We start from the raw sequence: 24,671 nt of genomic DNA, 5'->3' as shown, positions 1-24,671 counted from the left end.
CTGCTCCGGGGGTCCCCCGGTGGAGCTGGGGGAGGGTCCCGTGCCCATCGATCACCTCTCCGCTCTGTGGTACGACGCCGCCGTCAACTCGCTCATCCTGTCCGGTACTTGGGTGCCGGTGGCCCGGATATGCCGGGCAGGTCGGCGGCGAGCCACTTGCGGTAGGCGTTCATCCACGGGCTGCCGGCCCCGCCGCCCCGGTAGTCCACCAGGACCTGGTTGATCCGCTGCACCAGGTCGGTGTTGCCGAGCTTGACGGCGGCGCCGTAGTACTCGGTGGTGAACGGGCTGCCCTTCAGCTGGACCGCCGGGTCCTGGGCGGCCTGGCCCGCGGCGAGCGCGTTGTCGGTGACGATCGCGTCCACCAGGTTCTGCTGGAGGCGCACCAGGCAGTCCAGCTGGTTGGGGACCGTGAAGTCCTGGTAGTCCGCGCCGTGCGGACTTGCTTTGAGCGCCTCCAGCGCGGTGGAGCCCGCCGCCACGCAGACCCGCTTGCCCTTCAGCGAGTCGTCGAAGCCCGTGATGGCGGAGGTCTTGGGGGCGAGCACCTGCTGGCCCGCCTCGAAGTAGGCGGTGGAGAACGAGGCCTGCTTGATGCGGGTGCAGTTGACGGTCATCGTGCGGACGACGACGTCGACCGTGCCGTTCTGGAGCGCGGGAATGCGCTGGCTGGTGGGGATGGCGCGGTAGATGACCGCGTTCTCGTCGCCCAGGATGTTCTTCGCGATCGCCTTCACCAGGTCGATGTCGAAGCCTTCGAGGGTGCGCGTCGTCGGATTGCGGTAGCCCCAGCGGAAGCTGTTCTGGTCGACGCCCGCGACCAGCTTGCCGCGCCGCTTGATGGCGTCGATGTTCGGCCCGTCCGCCGACGAAGGGGGCAGGCTCGCCTCCGGGTCCTTGCAGTCGTCGGCCTTGGCCTGGACGCCCTGCGCGAGGCCGGGGCCCGCGACGCTCGCCGCCGCGTCCTCGCCGCCGTGCCCGGTCAGCGGGATCAGCGCGCCGGCGGCGACCGCGAGCGCGAGCGCCATCCCGGCGACGCCGCCCCAGCCGCGCAGCCGCCCGGCCCCGCGCCGCGCGCGCACGGCCCGGCCTGGCAGGTCGGTGCCGGGGGCGGCCGGGTGTGCCGGACCCGCCGAGCCGTTCGCGCCGCTCATCTCGACCCCTCTCGCCGATCCGCCGCCGGTGGTGCGTCCGTTGCCGCTGTCCATGCCGCTCACCTGTACTCCGCGAGGCGGCGGCTGATGCCGACGCCGGCGCCCGCCGCGGCGAGCACCGCGAGGACGGCCGCGCCCAGCGGCAGGCCCGTCAGGGCGCCGCGGCCGTCGGAGGCGGCCGTGGTGAACTCGTGCTGCTCGTGGGCGATCGCCGAGTCCAGCGCCTTGTCCACCTGGTCGAAGCACTCGCCGGTGGAGCCCGTCGCGCCGATGACCTGCGTCAGCGCGCCGTCGTAGTCACCGCTGTCGTCCGTCTTTCGGGCCGCCGTGTGGCGCTCCTGCCAGACGCCCATGTCGTCCTTGGCCTTCATCACGGGAGCCTTGCCCGTATTGTCGTCCGCGAGCTTCACCGCCGCGCCGAGCTGGTCGGACAGGGACGCCATCTCCTGGGCGAACGACGCCTCGTACAGGTCCTTGCCGCTGTCGTTGAGCACCGCGCCCCGGGCCACCAGCGTCAGGTTCTCGTTGGCGCGGGCCTGGAGCGAGCTGATCCGGGCGTCGTTGAGGACCTTCAGGGACTCCTGGCCGTGCGCGCGTGAGGTCGACAGGTCGGAGGAGGCCACCGCGTGCCCCACCACCAGCCAGAGCAGCACCACCGTGGAGGCGGCGGTCGCGGCCAGCAGCCCGTGGTTGAACACCCGGTTCGTGCGCAGGTAGTTGCGGCGCTGGACCCACACGAGCCCGCCGAGCGCCACCAGTCCGAGCGCGGTCGCCGCGTACGGCCAGGTGTCCGCCTGGTCGTAGTCGTCGTAGAGCCGGCCCGTCTCGGCCTCGTACAGCTTCTGCGCGGCAGGCAGCAGGCTGGTGCTCATCTTCTGGTTGGCGAAGCGCAGATAGGCGCCGCCGACCGGGAAGCCCTGCCGGTTGTTGGCCCGTGCCTGCTCGACCAGGCCGTTGTAGAGCGGGAGCTGCTCGTTCAGGGTGGCTATCTGCTGGGCCGACTCGGCCGAACCCGTCGTGTTCGCGGCCGCCTTGACCAGCAGGCGGGAGGCGGTCGCGATGTCCGTGTCGTACCGCTTGCGTACGTCCAGGGGCTCCTGGCCGCCCGCGAGGAAGCCGCTCGCCGCGGCAGTGTCGGCGTCGGCGAGGGAGCGGTAGATGGACGCGGCATCCGCGCTCAGCGGCTGGCTGCGGTTGACCACGTCGCTCGCCGCGGCCGAGCGGTCCGAGATCTCCCAGGCGGTCACGCCGCCGAAGGCGACGACGAGCAGCGCCACGACCGTACCGATGATCCACAGGCGGCCGGGCTCGGTCGTGGCGGCGGCGCGCAGCTGCTCCCGGGTATCGGCCCAGCTCCGGTGTGTGCCGGGTCGCTGCGCCGCGACCCGGGCCGCGGACTCCCGCGTCTCCGGTTCGCGCACGTTCGGCGGATTCGCCACCTGACCTCCCCCTCGGTCGCTGCCTAGGCAGTATGGCCGCAGGGACCGACAACCATCCAGGGTTGTCTGGATCTTGTTACCTGCCGTACCGCGCCCCTGGAGGTGTCCGGCACCCCTTGGCCCCCTGCCCCACGTCCCCACCATGTATACGCGTCGGCGATCCGTTCGGTTCCACAGGGAGCCGCCCGGATCGCTACCGCACGTACTGGGCGCGCAGCCGCGCGTAGGCCCCCTCCGGGGCGGAGACGTGGTCCAGGCCCAGAAGTCCCGCGCCGAGCACGGGCGACGTGGTCACCACCCGGGGCACCGCCCTGGGGGCCCGGGCCGCGAGCAACTCCCTTACCGTGTCGTCCAGTTGGGGATGCCGGGCCGCGAGCACACTCCCGCCGAGCAGCACCGGCGTCTCCACCTCCAGGAGGCCGAGCCGGTCCAGGGCGACCGCCGCGAGGGCCACGATCTCCTCGGCCTGGCGCTCGACGAGGGAGCGCGCCACCGGGTCCCCGGCCGCCGCGACCGCGAACAGGACCGGGCTCAGCTCGTGCCGGCGCACGGCCGGGATCTTCTCCAGGTGCAGCGCCTCGATCAGCTCGTACATGGAGGAGAGTCCGAAGTGGGCGGGCAGGGCGGATGCGAGCGCGGTCGGGCCGCCGCGGCCGTCCTCGGCGCGCGCCGCGAAGAACAGCGCCTCCTCGGCCAGGCCCCCGCCCCCGCCCCAGTCGCCGGAGATCTTCCCGATCGCGGGGAAGCGGGCGGTGCGCCCGTCCGGGGTCATGCCGACGCAGTTGATGCCCGCGCCGCACACCACCGCGACCCCGCGCGGCTCGGCGCCGGGGGGCAGCCCTGCGCGCAGGATCGCGAAGGTGTCGTTGTGCACCCGCACGGAGTCCCCCCAGCCGCGGGCCCGCAGGGCTGCCGCCAACTCCCTTTCCTCGACGGGCAGATCGGCGTTGGCCAGGCACGCCGAGACGTGCTCGACGCGCAGTGGTCCGGGCAGGTGCGCGGAGAGGTGGGCCTCCTCCACCGTGGTGGCCAGCATGTGCAGGGCCACCTCGACGCCCACCGCAGGCGGCCGGAAGCCGCCGCCCCTGGCGGTGCCGAGCACCGTTCCGTCCGCATCGATCAGTGCCACATCGGTCTTGCTGTTGCCGGCGTCGATCGCCAGCACACTCATGCCCACGCGAGGTGCTCCCGGTTGTGCTCGATCAGCCGGTCGGTGAGCCCGTCGGCGTAGTCGTACTGCCCGACCAGCGGGTGCGCGAGCAGCGCCCGGAACACCCGGTCGCGCCCGCCGCGCAGCGCGGCCTCAAGGGCGAGGTCCTCGTACGCGGTGACGTGTGCGATCAATCCCGCGTACAGCGGGTCGAGCTCGGGCACCGGCAGCGGGACGGCGCCCGTACCGTCCACCCGGGCCGGCACCTCGATGACCGCGTCGTCCGCGAGGAAGGGCAGCGTTCCGTTGTTGTACGTGTTGACGACCTGGACCGGGCTTCCTCCGTTGCCGAGCAGCGAGGCCGCGAGGTCGACGGCCGCCTCCGAGTAGAAGGCGCCGCCGCGCTTGGCGAGCAGCCCGGGCTTCTCGTCGAGCGCAGGATCGGCGTACAGCGCGAGCAACTCCCGCTCCATGGCGGCCACTTCGGCGGCCCGGGACGGCTTGGTGCCCAGCTCGCGCACCACCTCGTCGTGCGCGTAGAAGTAGCGCAGATAGTACGAGGGGACCACGCCGAGCCGGTCGAGGACCTGGCGGGGCAGGCGCAGGTCGTCGGCGATGGCGTCGCCGTGCTCGGCGAGCAGCTTAGGCAGCACGTTGTCGCCCTGGGGCCCGCCGAGCCGCACCCCGAGCTCCCAGGTCAGGTGGTTGAGGCCGACGTGGTCCAGGTGGACCTCGGCGGGCGTCACGTGGAGCAGGGCCGCGAACTTGCGCTGGAGGCCGATGGCCACGTTGCAAAGACCGACCGCCTTGTGCCCGGCCTGGAGCAGGGCCCGGGTCACGATGCCCACCGGGTTGGTGAAGTCGATGATCCAGGCGTCCGGGTTCGCACGGCGGACCCGCTCGGCGATGTCCAGGACGACCGGCACGGTCCGCAGCGCCTTGGCGAGGCCGCCCGCGCCCGTGGTCTCCTGGCCGACGCAGCCGCATTCGAGCGGCCACGTCTCGTCCTGCAGGCGGGCCGCCTGGCCGCCGACGCGCAGTTGGAGCAGCACCGCGTCCGCGCCCTCGACGCCCGCGTCCAGGTCCGAGGTGGTGACGATCTTCCCCGGGTGGCCCTGCTTGGCGAAGATGCGCCGGGCGAGCCCGCCCACCAGGTCCAGGCGGTCGGCGGCCGGGTCGATCAGGACGAGCTCACTGATCGGCAGGGTGTCCCGCAACCGGGCGAAGCCGTCGATGAGTTCGGGGGTGTAGGTGGATCCGCCCCCCACTACTGCGAGCTTCATTCGTGGTCAGCCTTTCACTCCGGTCAGCGTGACGCCCTCGACGAAAGCCTTCTGCGCGAAGAAGAAGACGAGGATCACGGGGGCCATGACCAGTACGGTCGCGGCCATGGTCAGGTTCCAGTCGGTATGGTGCGCGCCCTTGAAGGACTCCAGGCCGTAGCTCAGCGTCCAGGAGCCCGGCGTGTCGGAGGCGTAGATCTGCGGTCCGAAGTAGTCGTTCCAGGCGTAGAAGAACTGGAAGAGCGCGACGGCGGCGATGCCGGGGCGGGCCATCGGAAGGACCACCTTGATCAGGGTGCGCAGCTCGCCGCACCCGTCGACCTTCGCGGCGTCCAGGTACTCGTTGGGGATGGTCATCAGGAACTGGCGCAGCAGGAAGATGGTGAACGCGTCGCCGAACGCCAGCGGGATGATCAGCGGCCACAGCGTGCCGGACAGGTCCAGCTGCTTCGCCCAGAACAGATACATCGGGATGATGATCACCTGCGGCGGCAGCATCATCATGGAGATGACCAGCATCAGCGACAGATTGCGGCCGCGGAAGCGGAACTTGGCGAGCGCGTAGGCCACCGGCACCGACGACACCACGCTGAGCACGGTGCCGAGGCCGGCGTAGAGCAGGGTGTTCTTCCACCAGGTCAAAAAGCCCGGGGTGTCCCACACCTTGCGGTAGTTGGACCACGCCCAGTGGTGCGGGATCAGGTCCCGGGTCAGGGTCTGCTGGTTGTCCATCAGCGAGGTCAGCAGCAGGAAGACGAAGGGCAGCACGAAGAACAGCGCGGCCGCCACCCCGAGCGAGTGCACGGCGATCCACTGGAGCAGGGCCTTGCGGCGGGCCACCCTGGCCGCCGGGGTGGCGGCTCGGGCCTCGGTCGTGTCGAGGGCGTACGTCATGTCACTCACCTGCCTGGACCAGTCCGCCGCGGCGCTTCATGAGCAGTGCCGTGAAGACCATGGAGAGGGCGAACAGGACGAGGGCGACCACGCACGCGGAGCCGTAGTCGAAGCGCTGGAAGCCCAGGTTGTAGACGAGCTGGGGCAGCGTCAGGGTCGACTTGTCGGGGTAGCCGGGCTCGAACTGCTGGCCCGAGTTGCCGATGTGGCCGGAGGCGACCTTGCCCGCCACCAGCGGCTGGGTGTAGCTCTGCATCGCCTGGATGATCCCGGTGACCACGGCGAACATCACGATGGGCGAGATGTTCGGCAGGGTGACGTAGCGGAACCGCTGCCAGGCCGAGACCCCGTCCAGCTCGGCGGCCTCGTACTGCTCCTTGGGTACGTCCAGGAGCGCGGCCATGAAGATGACCATGAGGTCGCCGACGCCCCACACCGCGAGCAGGGTGAGCGCGGGCTTGGACCAGGACGGGTCGGTGAACCAGTTCGGGGCCGGGATGCCCAGGTCGCCGAGGAGCGAATTGACCGGCCCGGTACCGGGGTTGAGCAGGAACACGAAGCCGAGCGTGGCCGCGACCGGCGGGGCGAGGTAGGGCAGGTAGAACAACGTGCGGAAGACACCCACGCCCGTCTTGATCTTGGTGATCAGCATCCCGACGCCGAGCCCGAACACGACCCGGCAGGCGACCATCACGATCACCAGCCACAGCGTGTTGCGCAGCGCCGGCCAGAACAGCGGGTAGTCGTTGAACACGTACGACCAGTTCTTGAGGCCGTCGAAGGTGGCCGCGCCGAAGCCGTCGTAGTGGGTGAAGGAGAAGTAGACCGTGGAGATCAGCGGGTAGGCGAAGAAGACGCTGAAGCCGATCAGCCAGGGCGACAGGAACGCCAGGGTCCGCAGCCTTGAGCGGCGGTGCTTGGAGCGCAGTGTGTACGTCGTACTCATGGCGGGGCTACTTCGCCTGCGCGATCGCGGCGTCGATCTCCTGGGCGGTCCTGGCGAGCCCCGCCTTGATGTCGCCCTGCTTGCCGCTCTCGACGTCGTAGCCGAGGTTCTGCAGCGACACCAGGTACTGTCCGCCGTTGACGGAGGCCGGGGTGGTGGTGGAGTTCGGGTTCTGCGCGATGTCCAGGAACGTCTTGAAGCGCGGGTCGGCCTGGAGCCGCGGGGACTTGAGGGCGTCGAAGGTGGACGGCACGTTGTGGATGGCGTTGGCGAAGTTGACCACCGCATCGGTGTCGGTGGTCAGGAACTTGACCAGTTCCCAGGCCGCGTTCTGCTTCTTCGAGGTCGCGGCGACGCCTGCGATGGTGCCGGTCAGATAGCCCTTGCCGTACGTGCCCGCCTGGTCGTCGGGGACGGGCAGCGGGGCCACCCCGATCTCGAACTTGGGCTTGCTGTCCATCGCCATGCCGAGCCGCCACTCGCCGTCCATCGACATCGCGAGCTGCCCGGTGTTGAACGGGTTCGTGTCGCCGTACTCCTCGCCGAACGACGAGCGGTACTTCTCCAGCTTGGTGAAGCCGCCCAGGTCGTCGACGAGCTGCTTCTGGAGGGCGAGGCCCTTCTCGAAGGCCGGGTCCTTGGCGACGTTCGACTTGCCGCTCGCGTCGAAGTACGTCGGCGACCACTGCGCGAGGTAGTGCTCGGTCGTCGTCTCGTAGGCGTGGTAGTTCGGCATGAAGCCGAGCTGCTCGTACGAGTCGCCCTTGGCCTTGGTCAGCTTCTTGGCGTCCGCCGCGAACTGCGACCAGGTCTTGGGCGGGTCGGTGATCCCGGCCGCCTTGAAGGCGTCCTTGTTGTAGTAGAGCGCGTAGGAGTCGCCGAGCAGCGGCAGGGCGCAGCGCTTGCCCTGGAACTGGGTGTACTCGTTCATGGTCTTGGGGAACGTCTTCGCCGGGTCGATGCCGTCCTTCTTCAGGAACGGGGCGAGGTCGACGAGGGCGTTGGACGAGCAGAACTTGCCGACGTTGTTGGTGGTGAACGACGACACCACGTCCGGGGCGCTGGAGCCGCCCGCGCGCAGCGCCTGGTTGATCTTGTCGTCGTTGATGTCGCCGACGACCTTCACGTGGATGTTGGGGTGCGCCTTCTGGAAGGCGTCCACGTCGGCCTGGATGGCCTTGACCTCGTTGGGGGCGCTCCAGCCGTGCCAGAAGGTGATCGTCGTGTCCTTGGACGCGTCGCCGCTCGCGCTGGTGTTGTTCTGGCCCGTACAGGCGGAGGCGAGCAGGGCTATGGAGGCGGTCGCGGCCAGGGCGACGGCCTGCTTCCGGCGGATTCTGGGCATGGTGGTATCTCCCGAAGAGGGCTGAGGGGGTGAGGGGGAAGGGCGGTTCGGTGTGCGGTGTCAGCGTGTGGTGTCGAAGACCTCGTCGCGCGTGGCGGCGAGAGCGGCCTCCAACGCGCCGCGCAGTACGGGGAGGTGGTCGACCTCCCCGATGACGAGCCGGGGCCGGGAGGCGGCCAGCTCGCCGAGTTCGCTCTGGACCAGCTCGCGCAGCGGCTCGCCCCCGGCGGCGATCAGGGCGCCCGACAGCACGACGAGTTCGGGGTCGAGCACGGCGACCATGGACGCGAGCCCGGTGGCGAGCCCGGTGGCGAAGGCGCGGAGAAGCTCGCGCTCGGGACCCTGCTCGGCCTCGGCACCCCGCGTGATCAGGGCAGTGGCCACCTCGTTGTGCGACCCGCCGGGGATGTCGCGGACGCCGATCCGGTGGGCGAGCCGGGCCAGTGCCTGCCCGCCGGCCAGCTCCTGGAAGCCGCCCGAGTTCGCCTTGGTGACATGGCGTACGAGGGGGGCGCCGGGCACCGGCAGGAAGCCGACCTCGCCCGCGCCGCCGGTGAACCCGCGGTGCAGCCGGCCGCCGATGACGAGGGCGGCACCGAGCCCGCCCTCGTTCCACAGCAGGACGAAGTCGTCGTGGCCGCGGGCCGCACCCAGGCGCTGCTCGGCGATCGCGGCGAGGTTGACGTCGTTCTCGTACTCGACGGGCATCGGCAGGGCGGCGGCCAGCTCGTCGAGCAGCGTGGGGGAGTGCCAGCCGGGCAGGTGCGAGGCGTAGCGCAGCCGGCCGGTGCCGGGGTCGAAGGCGCCCGGGGTGCCGATGACGACGCGGTGCACATCGGCGCGGGCGAGCCCGGCGGCCTTGACCGCGCCGTCCAGGGCGTCGGTCACCTGCCGCACCACGGACTGGGCGCGCCGCCCGGGCGTTGCGACCTCGAACTCCCCGACGACGCTGCCCGCCACGTCGGCGACGGCGGCGCGAATCCGTTCCGGGGTGACGTCAAGTCCCGCCACGTAGGCGGAAGTCGCGTTGACGGAGTACAGCTGCGCGTTGGGCCCCGGCCGCCCCGCGGTCGTCCCGGTGGCGATGACGAGACCGGCCGCTTCGAGCCGGGCGAGCAGCTGCGAGGCGGTCGGCTTGGAGAGCCCGGTGAGCTTGCCGATCCGGGTCCGCGAGAGCGGCCCGTGCTCCAGAAGCAGATCGAGAGCGGCCCGGTCGTTCATGGCGCGGAGTACGCGCGGGGTCCCTGGGGTAGTACCGGCCACGAGAGATCCCCCTGCCCTTCGGGCGCCTGCTTCCCCACACCACTGTTAGGAAAGTTTCCTATCCGATGGGGGAAACGTAGGGGGTGCGCCAGTGGCCCGTCAATGACCCGGGCACTGGCGGCTGCCAAAGCGTTACCTGGAGGTGGCGGGCACCCAACCCGGCGGGCCGGTCCTGGGGCTCCGCCCCAGAGCCCGTATCGCGCCTGAAGGGCGCTCGTCCTCGAACGCCGGACAGGCTGGCATGCCCGCGTGGGCGGCGTGCAAGAGGCCGGCCGCGCACCCCAGGTCAACCTCGTACGGCTGGCCCGTCCGCGGCGCGGCCGGGGGCGCGGCACGCCGGAGTGCCCCGCGTGCCGCCAGTCCGCTACTTCGCCAGATTCGGGTTCGGGTTCGGGATCGGTGTCGTCGCCAGGGACTGCGGGGACGTCGGGTTGGCCAGGGCGGACGGGGCGGCCACCGCGGCCGACGGGTCCGTGGCCGTCGGCTCCTCCGCCAGCGGCAGGCCGCCCACGATGCGGATGCCCGCCGCGTCCAGGGCCACCTTGATCCGCCAGCGCAGCTCCCGCTCCACGCTCAGCGCCTTGCCCGGCATGGTCTTCGCCGAGACCCGGACCACCATCGAGTCCAGGAGCACCTCGTCGAGGCCGAGGATCTCCACCGGGCCCCACAGGCGCTCGTTCCACGGCTCGTCCTTCGCCATGGACTCGGTCGCCTCGTTGATCACCGTACGCAGCCGCTCCAGGTCCTCGGACGCGCGGACCCGGACGTCCACCCCGGCCGTCGCCCAGCCCTGGGACAGGTTGCCGATGCGCTTGATCTCGCCGTTGCGGACGTACCAGATCTCGCCGTCCGCGCCGCGCAGCTTCGTGACGCGCAGGCCGACCTCGATCACCTCGCCGGAGGCCACCCCGGCGTCGATGGAGTCGCCGACGCCGTACTGGTCCTCAAGGATCATGAACACGCCGGACAGGAAGTCCGTGACCAGGTTGCGGGCGCCGAAACCGATCGCCACGCCCGCCACACCCGCCGAGGCGAGCAGCGGGGCCAGGTCGATGTTCAGGACGCCCAGCACCATCAGGGCGGCCGTGCCCATGATCAGGAACGATGCCACCGACCGCAGCACCGAGCCGATGGCCTCCGAGCGCTGGCGGCGCCGCTCGGCGTTGACGAGCAGGCCGCCGAGCGCGGTGCCCTCCACCGCCTGGGCGCTGCGGTTCATCCGCTCTATGAGTTTGGTCAGGGCGCGCCGGACCAGGACTCTCAGGACCGAGGCGATGACGATGATCAGGAGGATGCGGAATCCGACGTACAGCCAGGTCGACCAGTTCTGCTCCACCCAGCCCGCGGCCTCCGTGGCCGACTTCTGGGCGTCTTGGAGCGTCGCGGGTGTGGGCGGCGGCGATCCGTCGGCCAGGACGGCGGACCAGTTCACGGCAGGAACCTCCAGCGTTGCGGTGCCGCGAAGGCGGCGGCAGACCCACCACACTAACGGGGCAAGAGCTGTGCTCCGTTGACGTGTTCGAGGGAGAAGGACGCTGCGCCTGGGAAAGTAGGGGGTGTGGTCGAAAACACTTCGAGCCCGTTACCTGGACGTGGTGGCGCTTCGACCAGCCATGAGGAGAGACTGGAGAGCAGATCGTCCCGGCGCGAGCCACGCGCCGCCGGCGTAATAGGAGGCACCCGTGCCGCATGTCCTGGTCCTCAATGCGTCGTACGAGCCCCTCGGCGTCGTACCGCTCCGCCGCGCGCTCGTCCTCGTCCTCGAAAACAAGGCCGTCAGCCTTGAGGAGTCCGGCGCCTTCATGCATAGCGCGACCCGTGCCGTCGCTGCGCCCAGCGTCGTCCGGCTCAAGAGATTCGTACGGGTCCCCTACCGGGGGCCCGTTCCGCTGACCCGCCGTGCCCTGTTCGCCCGGGACGGCGGCCGCTGTATGTACTGCGGTGGCGTCGCAACCAGCGTCGACCACGTCATCCCGCGCAGCCGCGGCGGCCAGCACGCCTGGGAGAACGTGGTCGCCGCCTGCCGGCGCTGCAACCACGTCAAGGCGGACCGCCATCTCATGGAGCTCGGCTGGCGCCTTCGCCACCAGCCCGCCCCGCCCACCGGCCTCGCCTGGCGGATCATCGGCACGGGGCACCGCGACCCGCGCTGGCTGCCCTACCTCCAACCCTTCGGCGCGGACGACGCCCTGGCCCGGATCGACGGCATTTCCGCCTGACGCGATCCGGGCCCTGTCGTACCGGAGGGGCTACGGAGTCTCCGTCACGGCATACGCCTCGGCCGACCACAGCGCATAGCCGGACGACGACGCCCGCTGCATCCCCTGGACCCGGATGAAGCGGGCGTCCTTCGCGTCCAGGTGGACCGCCTCGCGCCCGCCCTTCCCGGCGTCTACGGCCGCCGCCGTACGCCAGCTACGCCCGTCCGACGACACCTGCACCTCGTACCGCGCGGCACCGGCGCCCTGCCACTGGAGCACCACCAGGCCGACCCGGGCGGGAGCGGCGAGCTCGGCCTGCCACCAGGCGGCGTCGTCGGGGAGCGAGGCCCAGCGGGTGGCCGGGTCGCCGTCGGCCGCCGCGCGGGCCGGGAAGGACGGGCCCGCGTCCCCGGACGACGTCGCCTTCGAGCCCGCGATCAGGTCGGGGCCGCCGGTGCGCGGATAGGCCCGCACGGTCAGGGTGGTCTCCTGGCCCGCGAAGGACAGCGGCACCTCGTACGCGCCCGCGGGCGTGCCCTTCGCGACGCTCACCTCGACCGGGACGTCCGCGCTCGTGCCCCGGGCCACCGTGGTGTCCTGAGGGAGGCGCACCGTGATGCCCCGCGGCGGCTTCGCGGTCAGCGCGCCCCGCACGTCCTCGGGCCCCATCGCCGCCACCGATGCCGTGACGCGCTGCGCGGCCCCGCCGATCTCGGCGTCCGCCGAGGCGCGGTCCAGCGCCAGGTGGGCCCGCGGCCGGTCCGCGTACCAGGGCACCAGGCGATCCACCCCCGACGAGCCGCCGGCCACCCGCACCGCGTCGGCCCGTACCCCGTTCGCCGCGATCTGCGTCCACCCGGAGGCATCGAGGGGGCCCAGGGTGCGCCACTCGTCGCCCGGGATGTGCGCCTGGACCTCGCCCGTGGTGCCCGGCTTCGTCATCACGGTCAGCGCCTGGACCGGGCGGCCGCCGCCGAGCCCGACCGTGTACGCGTCCGGCGCCTCGGTGACGTTCGCCGCCGGATGGTCCGCGCCCGTCCACGCGTCGGCCTCCCGCGCCGCCCGGTCCAGGAACGCGCCGAGCACGCCCTTGCCGACGGTGACCGGGGCCTGCGCGGCCGCCTCGCGCACCGGCGCGAGGGCCAGCGAGGCCCGCCAGGCCGCCGCGCCGTCGCCCGCCGACTGGGCCTGGAGCAGATCGACGGCCAGTTCACCGGCCTGCCCGTAGCGCTCCAGCTGGTCGATCCAGGGCCCCAGTTCACCGCCCACCTCGGCATGCGCGAGGCGCTGCGGGACCTGCCGCAGCACCGTGAACGCGGCCCGCAGTGCCTTGGCCGCACGGTCGCGCGCCGCCGCGTCCGGTCCCGTACGCGCACTCCAGAACGCGTCCATGAGCGGGCGCAGATACGCCGACTCGGGGCCCCCGAGCACGGAGGAGGAGTCGTTGCCCGCGAGGGCCGCGAGCGCCTCGCGGACCTCGGGATCGCCGCCCGCCAGGTCGTCGACGGCGGCCCGCCAGGACTCCTGCGGCTGGTAGCCCTGCGGGTTCCACGCGAAGTCGGCGGCCGTGAACAGCGGGATGCGGGACGCGGCGGGCTGCTCCATCGCGTTGGCGAGCAGCGCCGCCGAGCCCACCGCGACACCCGGCTCGCGGCCGGTGTACGGGCCGAGGAAGATCCGGCCCGGCGCGTAGTCGTTGACCGGGTAGTTGTCCATCGTGACGAGCCGGTGGCCCAGCGCGGTCCGGGCGTCCGCGAGTTGGGAGCCGCTGATGGTGCGCGGCACGACCCCCACCCCGGTCCAGGCGACCTGCACGCCCGGAGCGAGCGAGGCCGCGAGCGCGCCGCGGTAGCGCGTCGCACCGTCCTGGTAGTACTCGGTCGGCATCAGCGACAGCGGCTCGGAGCCGGGGTGGGCCGCGGCCAGATGCGCGGCGACGGCGTTCGCGACCCGGGCATGCGCCCTGGCCGCGGCCTCGGGGCCCGAGCCGAACGTTTCCGCGTCCGCGCCGCAGTGCCATTCGCTGTACGAGACGTCCTGGAACTGCAACTGGAACGCCCGCACCCCGAGCGCCCACATCGCGTCGAACTTGCGGTTCAGCCTGGCGACATCGGCGTCCGAGGACAGGCACAGCTCCTGGCCCGGCGCCACCGCCCAGGCCAGCGTCACATGGTTGCGGGCCGCCCGGCCGGCCAGCGCCCGGAAGGCGTCGCGCTGCTCGGCGGGGTACGGGTCGCGCCACTGGGCCTGGCGGTACGGGTCGTCGCCCGGCGCGTACAGGTAACGGTTCTGCTTGGTGCGGCCCATGAAATCCAGCTGGTCCAGGCGCTGTTCGAGGCTCCAGGACTGTCCGTAGAAGCCCTCGGTGGTGCCGCGCACGGCCGTGCCCGGCCAGTCGCGCACCGCGAGACCCGGGATGCGCCCGTCCCCGTGCCGGTCCCTGCCGATCAGCTGGCGCAGCGTCTGCGCGGCGTGGAAGAGGCCGTCGTCGCCCACCCCGTCGAGCGCCACCGTGTCCCGTCCGCCCACCCGGCCGACCCCGATCCGGTAGCCGCCGGACGGCAGATCGCCCCGCGCGGGCACCCGCAGTGCCCGCAGCGCGTCATCGGCGCCGGGCCCGCCGAGCCTGAACACCGGCCCGCCGCCCGGCAGTTGCCGGTGCAGGGTGCGCACCCCGGCCGCCTTCAGGAGATCCGCCACGGCCTGCACGGCGTACGGATCGGCGCCCGGGTCCGCGAGGAGCACCGCCTCGCCGCCGAGACCGACCGGCGACCCGGCGGGCTTCAGGGACTGCGGCCGGGGCCACACCTCGGGCAGCGGGCCCGCGTCGAGGGCCGGATCGGAAGCGGTGAGAGCGGGCCCGGACGGGGCGGCCAGGGCGCCGGGCGCGGCACCGATCAGGCCGCCGATCACGGCGATCGCAAGCGTCGTCGCCCTCTTGCCGCGACCGAGCTGCACGGGCCACTCCTCACCTGGCACTGCGTGAGCCACGAGCCCACCACCCGTCTGCCGAGGGTGTCAATGCGCGTGGCCGTTCTGTCTGATATGCCTGGTGCGATGCACGCGGTACGAGCTTGTGAGCGGCGATACGTCTGGCGGACCGCCCACGGGGTAGGGCACCTCTTGTCCCTGCCCCCCATCGAATCCGGAGGCCCCCGTGGTCGCCACCGCCCCCGAGCAGCCGCTGACCAGCGAGCCGCCCATGGCCGACGCCGAGCCCCTGATCAGCGAACCCCCGATGGCCGAGACCGCCCCGCTGACCAGCGAGCCCACGCCGGTGGCCGCGGCCGCGGGATTCTGACGCCATGACCCTGGCCCGGCTCGCCGCCCGGCACGGCGTGGCCACGTCGTACTCCCCGTCGGCGGGCGTCACCGTCGACGTGCCGGACGCCACGGTGGTCGCCGTCCTCGCCGCACTCGGCGTGGACGCGTCGACCCCGGACGCGCTGCGCCGGGCCCTGGCCGCCGCCGAAGCCGCCGAGGCGGACCGACTGCTGCCCCCGACGCTGGTGCGCTGGGGCGACGGACCGGTGCCGGGTCTGTCGGGCGAACTGACGGTCGCCGGCACCCCGGCCGATCAACTCCCGCTGGGCGTCCACCAGTTGGCCGTACGCCACCGGGACGGCCGTACCGCATCCGCGACACTGATCGTCGCTCCGGAACGCGTGCCACAGCCCCCCTCCCGAACCCACGGCTTCCTGGTCCAGCTCTACTCCCTCCTCTCCGGCCGCTCCTGGGGCATGGGCGACCTCGGCGACCTCGCGGAGCTCGCGAGCTGGTCGGGCCGCACGCTCGGCTCCGGATTCGTGCAGGTCAACCCGCTGCACGCGGCGGTGCCCGGGGCCCCGACCGACCCGTCCCCCTACCGCCCCTCCTCGCGCCGCTTCCCCGACCCCGTGCACCTGCGGATCGAGGACATCCCCGAGTACGCGTACGCCGGCGGGCGCGCCGGCCTCGAAGAGCTGACGGCCCGCGCGGCCGCCCTGCGTCAACGGGTGCTCGTGAAGGGGGAGTTGATCGACCGGGACGCCGTGTGGGACCTCAAGCGCGAAGCCCTGGAGATCCTGTACCGGGTGCCGCTCGGGCCCGGGCGCCGGGCGGCGTACTGCGACTTCCTCGCCGGGCAGGGCCAGGCCCTGGAGGACCACGCCACCTGGTGCGCGCTCGCCGAGCGGTACGGGCCGCACTGGCGGCGCTGGCCCGAGGGGCTGCGCGACCCCGGGTCCGCCGCGACCGCGCGCGCCCGCCGCGAGCTCATCGACCGCGTCGACTTCCACACCTGGCTCGCCTGGCTGACCGACACCCAGCTCGCCGCGGCCCAGCGTGCCGCCCGCGAGGCGGGCATGCCGGTCGGCCTCGTCCACGACCTCGCGGTCGGCGCGCACCCCGAGGGCGCCGACGCCTGGGCCCAGCAGGACGCGTACGCGCCCGGCATGTCGATCGGCGCGCCCCCGGACGCCTTCAACGCGCGCGGCCAGGACTGGGGCCTGCCGCCCTGGCGCCCGGACGTCCTCGCGGCCTGCGGATACGCCCCGTACCGCGGCCTGCTCCAGGGTCTCCTCCGGCACGCGGGCGCTCTGCGCATCGACCACGTGATGGGCCTGTTCCGGCTGTGGTGGGTGCCGCAGGGGCATCCGCCGACGGACGGCACGTACGTCCACTACGACGCGGAGGCGATGCTCGCCGTCCTCGCCCTGGAGGCGCACCGCGCGGGCGCGGTCGTCATAGGGGAGGATCTGGGCACGGTCGAACCGGGCGTACGCGAGGCTCTGGCCGAGCGGGGTGTCCTGGGCACGTCGGTGCTGTGGTTCGAGCGGGACTGGGCGGGTACGGGGCGGCCGCTGGCCCCGGAGGACTGGCGGCCCGGATGCGTCGCCACGGCGACCACCCATGATCTGCCGTCCACGGCGGCCCGCCTCACCGGCGAACACGTCCAGCTCCGCCACCGCCTCGGCCTCCTTGCGACCCCGCTCGCCCAGGAGCAGCACGCGGCCCGCGCGGAGGTGTCCGAATGGCTCGGCTACCTCGAACGCCTGGGCCTGCTCCCGGACGCCCCCGGCGACGAGGAGGCGGAGATCCGCGCGGTCTACGCCTTCCTGCTGCGCACCCCGGCCCGGATGGTGGGCGTGTGGCTGCCGGACGCGGTGGGCGACCGCAGACCGCAGAACCTGCCGGGCACGTGGGACGAGTACCCGAACTGGCGCCTCCCGGTGGCGGGCCCGGACGCCCAGCCCCTCACCCTGGAGGCGATCGCGGCTTCGCCCCGGGTGCGGGGGCTGATGCGGGTGTTCGGAGGGAGAGGGGGTGCGGGCGATGCGGAGGGGGCGGTCTGAGGCGGGGCGCGCTGTGTCGGCCCCGTACGGCACCCCCGGGCGCGCGGCCCGCTCGGGCGTTCGCTACGTTTGCACCGTGGACAAGAAGAACGCCCTGCGCGCCGGCGCCGTAGCAGCCGGTACGACGCTGATGATGCTGCTCATGTCGTCCCCCGCGCTTGCGCTCACGCGCGACGACGGTGACGACCCGGGGCCCGGCCTGAGCGTGATCGACACGATCGGTCTGTTCGTGGTCGCGCCGATCGCGCTGTTCGCGGTCATCGCCGGACTGGTGATGGTCCTTGACAAGTCCCGGAAGGCGCCGAAGAAGGCGTAGCCGGGGTTGTCGGCCTGGCTTTCCCACCCGCCCGCCCGTTCTGCCCCCACCTGTGGGGGCTGAGCGGGGGCGGGTGTTTGCCGTTCACCCGGCAGGTGCGGGCAGGCTCTGGGCGGAGCCCCAGGAGCCCCGTTCGGATGTTGGACAGGGCACCCTGCTTGCCCGTATCGCCGGAGTCGAACGTTCAGGTTATGAGCAGGCGGAGGCCGAGGTCTGCCGCGGCCAGGCCGGCCAGGGCGCTGTTGCGTTCCGCCCAGCGGCCGGAGGCGAGGTCGGCGGTCAGGTCTTGTACCGCTCGCTGCTCGGCCTCCTGGCCGACCCTCGTCCATACCGACATCGCGCGGCGCACGTGATCCTCCAGATAGGCCGCCGGGCGGCGCCAGTACGCCTCGAACAGGCCGTCGGCGCAGTCCCACGGGACGGGCACCGGCTCGGCGCGGGCGCCGATCGCGTTTGCCATCGCGGCCAGCGAGGGGAATTCCGCGAGGAGGGACGCGAATTCGGGCAGATAGTCGCGGGTCAGCCAGAACCGGTCCGGCCATCCGGGCTCGTCGGTGTCGAACGTGAGCACCACGACGCGGCGGGCCACGCGCCGCATCTCGCGCAGCCCCGCCATCGGGTCCCGCCAGTGGTGAACGGTGGAGACGGCCATCGCGACGTCGAAGGACCCGTTCTCGAACGGCAGGCTCTCCGCGGCGGCGGCCACGCACGGCGCCGCGTCGGCGGACCGCTGCCCCCGCATGACCGCCGACGGCTCCACCGCGGTCACCTGACGGTCGCGGGGCTCGTAGGAGCCGGTGCCGGCCCCGACGTTCAGCACCGTGTGCGCGTCCCCGAGCGCGTCCGAGATCTGCGCGGCGATGCGCGGATCGGTGCGCCGTGTCGCGGTGTAGGCGCCGCCGATCGCGTCGTACAGCCGTGCTCCGAGCATCTCCAGTTGTTCCTCCGGTGTCACCTTCAGCCCTCTCGCCCGCGCCGCGAGTTCCCTGTCGATGGCCGCCACCATGGCGTCGGCGTGATCCCGCCGTTCAAGGAGCAGGCCGCGCAGCCGGCCGAGGTGCGCGACCGCGTCGGTGGACGGGTCGCCGACCAGGTCCGCGACCTCCCGTAGCCCGAAGCCCAGGCGCCGGTAGGCCAGTACCTCGCGCAGTCGCTCCACGTCGCCCGCCGAGTAGGCCCGGTACCCGGCTGAGGTTCGCGCCGACGGCCGTACGAGCCCGATGTCGTCATAGTGATGCAGCGTGCGGACGCTCACGCCCGCCAACTCGGCCACGCGTCCCACGGTCAGGTGCTTCTCCACGGCGCCGACTATGCAGCCTGACGCCACGTGAGGGTCAAGGACCGGCCCTGTCGGGGGCGCGGGCAGTCGGGCCGGATCCTCAGTGTGCGGCCAGCAACTTCCTCAGCAGTGCGGACAGTTGAGCCGCCTCGTCCGTGGTCAGCGCGGACGTGAGGACCTCGGTCTGGGCGGCAAGACCGGCCGTCACCGACTCGTCCACCAGGGTCAGGCCCTTCTCCGTGAGGGTCACCCGCAGGCCCCTGCGGTCCGTCGGGTCGGGGCTGCGGCGCAACAGCCCCGCCTTCTCCAGCTTGTCGAGGCGCCCGGTCATGCCTCCCGTCGTGAGCATCAGCGTCGCCGAGAGCTGCCGCGGCGACAGCGTGTACGGCTCGCCCGAGCGCCGCAGCGTCGCGATGACGTCGAACTCGCCCCGCCCGATGCCGAACTGCGCGTACTCCTTGTCCATCCGCTCGCCCATCGCCCGCGCGATCCGGTAGATCCGGCCGTACACCGCCATCGGGACCGTTTCGAGGTCCGGGCGCACCGCCGCCCACTGCGCGGTTATCGCGTCCACCGCGTCCGAGGGGGCGTCGGACGGCGGTTCGGTGGACGTCGGGGCCTGGGGAGTCTTTGCGGCATTCATGCGGCCCAGTATCCGAGCACGTTCAGTCGGATGCAAGAAAGTTGCTTGACGAAAAGTAGCTTACGGGTAAGCTACTTTCCATCGAGCGATCGCGCGGAGCAATCGCATCGAGCGATGACCGTGAACACCGAGCGCCCCCGGAGTCCCCATGCGTACGTTCCGCAGCCGTACCCGCACCGCCCGAATAGCCGGGGAACGCCGGATGCTCGTCGCCATGGCCGTCGACGCGACCGGCTCCGGGATGTACGTGCCGTTCAGCCTGGTGTTCTTCCACCACGTCACCGGGCTCTCGTTCGCCACCGTCGGACTCGTGCTCACCGTCGTCGGACTCGCCGGGCTCGGCGCGCTGCCGCTCGCCGGGGCCGCCGTCGACCGGTACGGGGCGAGACGGGTGCAGCTCCTGCTGTACGGGGTGCGGGGCGCGGGCTTCCTGCTCTACCCCTTCGCCCAGTCCCTCCCCGCCTTCGCCGCCGTCGCGCTCGCCACCGCCTTCGGCGACCGGGCCTTCCCCGCCGTACAGCAGTCGCTGCTCGGCGAGGTCGCCCAGGGCGCCGACCGGGACCGGCTCCAGGCCTCCTCGCGCGCCCTGCGCAACGGCGGACTCGGCGCCGGTTCGCTGCTCGCCTCGCTCGTCGTCGGCTTCGCCGGGGACGCCGGATTCACCGCGGCGGCCTGGCTCAACGCGGCCAGCTTCGCGCTCGCGGCCCTGCTCATGCGGGGCGTACGGGGCGAGCGGCAGGCGCCGGTCGAGGGCGCGGCCCAGCCGTCCGCCGGCTACCGGCAGGTCTTCGCCGACCGCCCCTTCCTCGGACTCACCGCCGTCAACTTCCTGAACGCGCTGGGCTATTCGGCCCTCTCCGTCCTCTTCCCCCTCTACATCACCACCTGGCTGCACGGGCCCCAGGCCATCACCGGCACCGCGTTCACGCTCAACACGGTGATGTGCGCGGCCGGCGGGGTCGTGGTCGCGGCGCGGGTCCGGTCCCGCGGCGCCCGGCGCACCCGCTCCTCGGCGCTCGGCTCGCTCCTCTTCGCGGCCGCGTTCGCCGCGCAGATCGTGCTCGGTACGTTCCGGCCCGGCTCGGGGGTCGTGCTCGGCGGGGCGCTGCTGCTCATCGTCGCGCTGTACACGCTGGGGGAACTCGTCCACAGCCCGTCCGCCGGGGCGCTCTCGGTGGCGGCCGCTCCGGAGGCGCTCCGGGGGCGGTACCTGGCGGCGTACCAGCTGTCCTGGTCGCTGTCCGCGGCGGTCGCGCCGTCGCTCTTCACGGCGCTGATGTCGGTGGACGGGCGGTTGCCGTGGGCGCTGCTCGTCGGGACGTCGGTGGTGGCGGCGGGGGTGGTGGTGCGGCTCGAGCGGGTGCTGCCGGCTGCGGCGGTACGGGTTGCTTTCGCCGGGCGGGAGGTGGGGGGTGCGGTGCCGGTCGCCACACGCTGATCCATGCCCCACCCGCCCACCGTCCGCGGTCGAAAGCGATCCGCACCCGCCCGGACAGCAAGCCTCATGAACCAGAACCGACAGGGAAGTCACATGAACCAGAACCGGCTCGTCACCGTCGCCCTCACCGCCCTCGCCCCCGTCTCCTGGGGCTCCACCTACTTCGTCACCACCCAATTCCTCCCCGCGGACCGCCCGTTGTTCACCGGCATGATGCGGGCCCTGCCCGCAGGACTCGCTCTGCTCGCGCTGACCAGACGGCTGCCCAGAGGCGACTGGTGGTGGAAGGCGGCCGTGCTCGGGGCGCTCAACATCGGGGCGTTCTTCCCGCTGCTCTTCCTCTCCGCGTACCGGCTGCCCGGGGGCATGGCGGCCGTCATCGGCTCGGTCGGGCCGCTCTGGGTCGCGGGGCTCGCCGCCCTGTTCCTCGGCGAGAAGCCCACCCTGCGGACCCTGCTCACCGGCATCGCCGCAGCCCTCGGAGTCAGCCTCGTGGTCCTCAAGGCGGCCGGCGCCTTCGACGCGATCGGGGTGATCGCAGCGCTCGGCTCCTCGGCGAGCATGTCCGCCGGGACCGTGTTCACCAAGCGCTGGGGGCGTCCGGAGGGAGTCGGCCCGCTGGTCCTGACCGGCTGGCAGCTCACCGCGGGCGGACTCCTGATAGCGCCGGTCGCCTTCTTCGTGGAGGGTGCGCCGCCCGCGCTCGACGGGCGCAACATCGCCGGATACGTCTACCTCGCCCTGGTGAACACCGCCGTCGCGTACTGGCTCTGGTTCCGTGGCATCGGCCGCATGACCGCGACCTCCGTCACCTTCCTCGGCCCGCTCTCCCCGCTCACCGCCGCCGTCATCGGCTGGGCCGCACTCGGCCAGGCCCTCGCCCCCGTGCAGGTCCTCGGCATGGCGATCGCCTTCGGCGCCACCCTGGCCGGCCAGGTCACCCCCAAGAAGGCGGCCGAGTCCACGCAATCGTTCAGTTCTGCTGAAGATAACCAGAGGGAACTTTCGATGGACGTGACGAGTCGCTCGATGCGACGGTAGGGGCACATCACCCGGCCCCACCGCCCCGAAACGGAGTCATCGTGACCGTCCTGGACCGAGTCCGCAGCACACCGCGCGCCACCGCGGCCAAGAAGGTGGGCGGAGCCTCCGGGCTCGGCCTGGTCTTCGCGGCCGTGGCGACGGTCGTCTGGTCCGGGAGCTTCGTCGCCTCCCGGGCCCTGCACGACTCGGTGCCGCCGATCCAGGCCGCGTTCTGGCGCTGGCTGATCGCCATCGCCGCGGTCGCCCCGTTCGCCGGCCGCGAGGCCTGGCGTCAACGCACTCTGATCCGCCGCCACTTGGGCTTCCTGACGCTCGCCTCGCTGCTCGGCATCGCCGTGTACAACACCCTCGTCAACCAGGCCGGGACCTCTACCTCGGCCGGCAACATGGGCATGATCATGGCTGCCTCGCCGGTCCTGATGGCCGTCCACGAGCGCCTCACCGGCGACCGGCTCGGCGCACGCCGCACCGTCGGACTGCTCGTCGCCGTGGCCGGTGTGCTGCTCCTGGTCAGCAAGGGCTCGCTCGATCTCGCCCTCGCGCCCGGCGACCTGTGGATGGTCGCGGCCGCCCTCAGCTTCACCTCGTACAGCGTGCTTCTCAAGCGCCGGCCGGCCGAACTCGGCGCGCTCGCCTTCCTGTTCACCACCTTCGTGCTCGGCGCGCTCATGCTGGCTCCGGTGTACGGAGTGAGCCTGGCGGTCCAGGGCGGCTTCGCCGCGACGCCCGGCACCGTCGGCCCGCTCCTCTACGTCGGCGTGCTCTCCTCCGCCGTCGCCTTCTTCGCCTGGAACAAGGCGATCGCGCTGATCGGCGCCGCCCGCGCCGGAGTCGTCTACTATCTCCAGCCGGTCTGCGTGGCCCTGCTCTCCTACCCCCTGCTCGGCGAGGCGACGAGCCCGGCGCAGCTGGTGTGCATGGCGCTCATCCTCGGCGGGGTCGTCCTCGGATCCCGCAGGTGAGGCGCCCCGGGGAGGCGCCGGTATGTTGCGTCCCATGAGCGAGTGGGACATCAAGAAGCTGCACATCCTGCGGACCCTGCGCGAGCAGGGCACCGTGACCGCGACCGCCGAGGTGCTCATGATGACGCCCTCGGCCGTCTCGCAGCAGCTGTCCAACCTCGCCAGACAGCTCGGCGTGACGCTGCTCGAAGCGCACGGCCGCCGGGTCCGCCTCACCGATGCCGCCCATCTCGTACTGCGCCACGCCGAGGCCGTCTTCGCTCAACTGGAGCGCGCGGACGCCGAGTTGGCGGGCTATCTGCAAGGAGAGGCGGGCGAGGTACGGGTGGGGGCGTTCTCCACCGCCGTGCCCGCGCTCGTCGTACCGGCCGTGCAGCAGCTGCGCCGCAGCCACCCGGCCCTGGAGGTACGGGTGCGGGAGGCCGAGGCGGCCGAGGCGTACGAGCTGCTCTCGGCCGGGGCCGTGGATCTCGCCCTCTCCCTCGCCGCCCACGCGCCGAGCGCCCGCGACCCGAAGTTCGCGCTGCTTCCGCTGCTCACCGACCCGCTCGACGTGGCGCTGCCCGCCGGGCACCCGCTCGCCGCCGAACCGGGCCTCAGGCTCGCCGACCTGGCGCACGAACCGTGGATCTTCGGCGGCAGCGGGCCCTGGTCGGAGATCACCACGGCGGCCTGCGAGGCGGCCGGATTCGTCCCCGAACAGGCGCACAGCGCGGCCGGCTGGACCGCGATCCTGGCCATGGTCGAGGCCGGGATGGGCGTCGCCCTGGTGCCCCGGATGGCCGCGGCGGACCGCCGTGCCGGGGTGGTCATGCGCATACTCAGTGCCGATCAGCCCCGGCGGCATGTCGTGGCCGCGGTGCGGCGCGGCGCGGAGGAGGGGCCCGCGGTGGCCCGTGTGCTGGCCGCGCTGCGGGAGGTCGCGAACGTACGTCCTGCCGGTTAAGCGGATTTCGTGGGGCCGTCCAGCCGGGCGAGCTCCGTGTCGGTCAGCCGCAGCGCGCCCGCCGCCACGTTGTCCACGAGGTGGGCCGGGTCGCCCGTGCCGGGGATGGCCAGGACGTGCGGGCCGCGGTGCAGCGTCCAGGCGAGCCTGACCTGGGCCGCGCTCACGCCCCGCTCGCGGGCGACCGCGAGGACCTCCTCGCTCTCCGCGCCGCCCGCGCCGGTCTCTCGCCCGGCCCCCGCGATCGCGTAGAACGGCACGAACGCGATCCCCTTCTCGCCGCACAGCCGCAGCATCTCCTCCTGCGCCGCGGGCGCGCCGATGCCGTACGGGTTCTGCACACAGACGACCGGCGCGATGGCCAGCGCCTCGTCGAGGTGCGCGGGCCCGACGTTGGACAGGCCCAGGTGCCGGATGAGCCCGGCCTCGCGCAGCTCGGCCAGCGCGCCGAAGCGGTCGGCGATCGAATCGGTGCCGGTGATGCGCAGGTTCACCACGTCCAGGTGGTCGCGGCCGAGCTGGCGCAGGTTCTCCTCGACCTGGGCGCGCAACGCCTCGGGCGTCCTGGCGTGCTCGCCCCACTCGCCCGAGGGGACCCGCGTGGGCCCGACCTTGGTGACGATGACGAGATCGTCCGCGTACGGGGCAAGGGCCCTGCCGATCAGCTCGTTCGCGGATCGCAGCGGGGAGAAGTAGAACGCTGCGGTGTCGATGTGATTGACGCCGAGCTCGACTGCCGTGCGCAGTACGGCAATGGAGCGAGCGCGGTCGCTGGGTACGGCATCGGCGCGCAACGCCGCGCCCTGCTGCGGCAGGCGCATCGCACCGAAGCCGATCCGGTTGACGGTCAGGTCGCCGAGCCGCCAGGTGCCCGCGGCCGCCGCGGTGATGGTCTGTGGGGTTGTGGTCGTGGTCATGGCGGGAGTCTGGCAGGGGGAGGGCGGTCGGCCCCGAGATGGCAACAAGCTGCCAGGATTGTTCAGCGCTACTGAACAGACTGTGCGGAAACTTTCGATGGACGTGGAGTGTGGGGGC

Annotated in this window: 21 protein-coding genes; 8 read left to right on the top strand and 13 right to left on the bottom strand. The window is 72.5% G+C overall.

Annotated elements, in window-relative coordinates; all coding sequences use genetic code 11:
• Positions 1-92: 92 nt before the first annotated feature.
• From ABD346_RS28385 to ABD346_RS28345, 9 genes are all read right to left on the bottom strand, one after another.
• The gene (locus tag ABD346_RS28385; protein WP_344379115.1) at positions 93-1,028 is read right to left on the bottom strand and encodes a glutamate ABC transporter substrate-binding protein; all 936 of its coding nucleotides are present in this window, start codon (positions 1,026-1,028) and stop codon (positions 93-95) included.
• Positions 1,029-1,213: 185 nt separating this feature from the next.
• Positions 1,214-2,593 carry a hypothetical protein gene (locus ABD346_RS28380; RefSeq protein ID WP_381226799.1) on the bottom strand — a complete coding sequence of 460 codons (1,380 nt, stop codon included), beginning with the start codon at positions 2,591-2,593 and terminating at the stop codon, positions 1,214-1,216.
• A gap of 193 nt (positions 2,594-2,786) precedes the next feature.
• The gene (locus tag ABD346_RS28375; RefSeq protein WP_344378741.1) at positions 2,787-3,764 is read right to left on the bottom strand and encodes an N-acetylglucosamine kinase; all 978 of its coding nucleotides are present in this window, start codon (positions 3,762-3,764) and stop codon (positions 2,787-2,789) included.
• A complete protein-coding gene (locus ABD346_RS28370; protein ID WP_344378739.1) occupies positions 3,761-5,026 on the bottom strand; it encodes a 6-phospho-beta-glucosidase in 1,266 nt (421 codons plus the stop codon). Before ABD346_RS28370 ends, ABD346_RS28375 begins: the two co-directional genes overlap by 4 nt.
• Before the next feature lie 6 nt (positions 5,027-5,032).
• The gene (locus ABD346_RS28365; RefSeq protein WP_344378738.1) at positions 5,033-5,920 is read right to left on the bottom strand and encodes a carbohydrate ABC transporter permease; all 888 of its coding nucleotides are present in this window, start codon (positions 5,918-5,920) and stop codon (positions 5,033-5,035) included.
• A gap of 1 nt (position 5,921) precedes the next feature.
• Positions 5,922-6,866, bottom strand: a complete 945-nt coding sequence (locus ABD346_RS28360; RefSeq protein WP_344378736.1) for a carbohydrate ABC transporter permease — start codon at positions 6,864-6,866, stop codon at positions 5,922-5,924.
• 7 nt (positions 6,867-6,873) lie between these two features.
• Entirely contained in the window at positions 6,874-8,211 is a 1,338-nt protein-coding gene (locus ABD346_RS28355) for an ABC transporter substrate-binding protein (protein WP_344378735.1), read from the bottom strand.
• Positions 8,212-8,271: 60 nt separating this feature from the next.
• Positions 8,272-9,474 (bottom strand): ROK family transcriptional regulator, encoded by a 1,203-nt coding sequence (locus tag ABD346_RS28350; protein ID WP_344378733.1) that lies wholly within the window; start codon positions 9,472-9,474, stop codon positions 8,272-8,274.
• Positions 9,475-9,838: 364 nt separating this feature from the next.
• Complete coding sequence (locus ABD346_RS28345; RefSeq protein ID WP_344378732.1) at positions 9,839-10,906, bottom strand: mechanosensitive ion channel family protein; 1,068 nt, start codon at positions 10,904-10,906, stop codon at positions 9,839-9,841.
• Between the two features lie 250 nt (positions 10,907-11,156).
• Between ABD346_RS28345 and ABD346_RS28340 the strand changes: the two genes are divergently transcribed.
• Positions 11,157-11,693: an HNH endonuclease gene (locus ABD346_RS28340; protein ID WP_053727372.1), complete on the top strand. Its 537-nt coding sequence runs from the start codon at positions 11,157-11,159 to the stop codon at positions 11,691-11,693.
• Between the two features lie 30 nt (positions 11,694-11,723).
• Here the strand turns inward: ABD346_RS28340 and ABD346_RS28335 are convergent, their stop codons facing one another.
• On the bottom strand, positions 11,724-14,633 hold the full coding sequence (locus tag ABD346_RS28335; RefSeq protein WP_344378729.1) for a beta-N-acetylglucosaminidase domain-containing protein: 2,910 nt from the start codon (positions 14,631-14,633) through the stop codon (positions 11,724-11,726).
• A 199-nt stretch (positions 14,634-14,832) separates the two neighbouring features.
• Here ABD346_RS28335 and ABD346_RS28330 point away from each other — a divergent pair, with 199 nt between their 5' ends.
• The 3 genes from ABD346_RS28330 to ABD346_RS28320 all read left to right on the top strand — a co-directional run bounded on the left by ABD346_RS28330 (position 14,833) and on the right by ABD346_RS28320 (position 17,324).
• Positions 14,833-14,976, top strand: coding sequence for a hypothetical protein (locus tag ABD346_RS28330; protein WP_344378728.1), 144 nt, complete (start codon positions 14,833-14,835; stop codon positions 14,974-14,976).
• Positions 14,977-14,980: 4 nt separating this feature from the next.
• Complete coding sequence (gene malQ / locus ABD346_RS28325; protein ID WP_344378725.1) at positions 14,981-17,008, top strand: 4-alpha-glucanotransferase; 2,028 nt, start codon at positions 14,981-14,983, stop codon at positions 17,006-17,008.
• Between the two features lie 76 nt (positions 17,009-17,084).
• Entirely contained in the window at positions 17,085-17,324 is a 240-nt protein-coding gene (locus ABD346_RS28320; RefSeq protein ID WP_344378723.1) for a hypothetical protein, read from the top strand.
• Between the two features lie 184 nt (positions 17,325-17,508).
• On the opposite strand, the gene ABD346_RS28315 is transcribed toward ABD346_RS28320, so the two are convergent.
• Positions 17,509-18,606, bottom strand: coding sequence for a MerR family transcriptional regulator (locus ABD346_RS28315; RefSeq protein ID WP_344379113.1), 1,098 nt, complete (start codon positions 18,604-18,606; stop codon positions 17,509-17,511).
• A gap of 97 nt (positions 18,607-18,703) precedes the next feature.
• On the bottom strand, positions 18,704-19,246 hold the full coding sequence (locus ABD346_RS28310; protein ID WP_344378721.1) for a MarR family winged helix-turn-helix transcriptional regulator: 543 nt from the start codon (positions 19,244-19,246) through the stop codon (positions 18,704-18,706).
• Between the two features lie 148 nt (positions 19,247-19,394).
• On the opposite strand from ABD346_RS28310, the gene ABD346_RS28305 reads away from it, so the two are divergent.
• The 4 genes from ABD346_RS28305 to ABD346_RS28290 all read left to right on the top strand — a co-directional run bounded on the left by ABD346_RS28305 (position 19,395) and on the right by ABD346_RS28290 (position 23,636).
• Positions 19,395-20,684 (top strand): MFS transporter, encoded by a 1,290-nt coding sequence (locus ABD346_RS28305; protein WP_344378719.1) that lies wholly within the window; start codon positions 19,395-19,397, stop codon positions 20,682-20,684.
• 93 nt (positions 20,685-20,777) lie between these two features.
• On the top strand, positions 20,778-21,725 hold the full coding sequence (locus ABD346_RS28300) for an EamA family transporter (protein WP_344378718.1): 948 nt from the start codon (positions 20,778-20,780) through the stop codon (positions 21,723-21,725).
• Between the two features lie 41 nt (positions 21,726-21,766).
• Entirely contained in the window at positions 21,767-22,690 is a 924-nt protein-coding gene (locus ABD346_RS28295) for a DMT family transporter (protein WP_344378716.1), read from the top strand.
• 34 nt (positions 22,691-22,724) lie between these two features.
• A complete protein-coding gene (locus tag ABD346_RS28290; protein ID WP_344378714.1) occupies positions 22,725-23,636 on the top strand; it encodes a LysR substrate-binding domain-containing protein in 912 nt (303 codons plus the stop codon).
• Here the strand turns inward: ABD346_RS28290 and ABD346_RS28285 are convergent.
• Complete coding sequence (locus tag ABD346_RS28285) at positions 23,633-24,553, bottom strand: aldo/keto reductase (RefSeq protein ID WP_344378712.1); 921 nt, start codon at positions 24,551-24,553, stop codon at positions 23,633-23,635. The genes ABD346_RS28290 and ABD346_RS28285 overlap by 4 nt on opposite strands.
• Between the last annotated feature and the right edge of the window lie 118 nt (positions 24,554-24,671).

Origin of the sequence: Streptomyces mauvecolor (assembly GCF_039532965.1) — a bacterium.
GTDB lineage: Bacteria > Actinomycetota > Actinomycetes > Streptomycetales > Streptomycetaceae > Streptomyces > Streptomyces violascens.
This window is presented reverse-complemented; position numbering and strand designations above follow the sequence as displayed.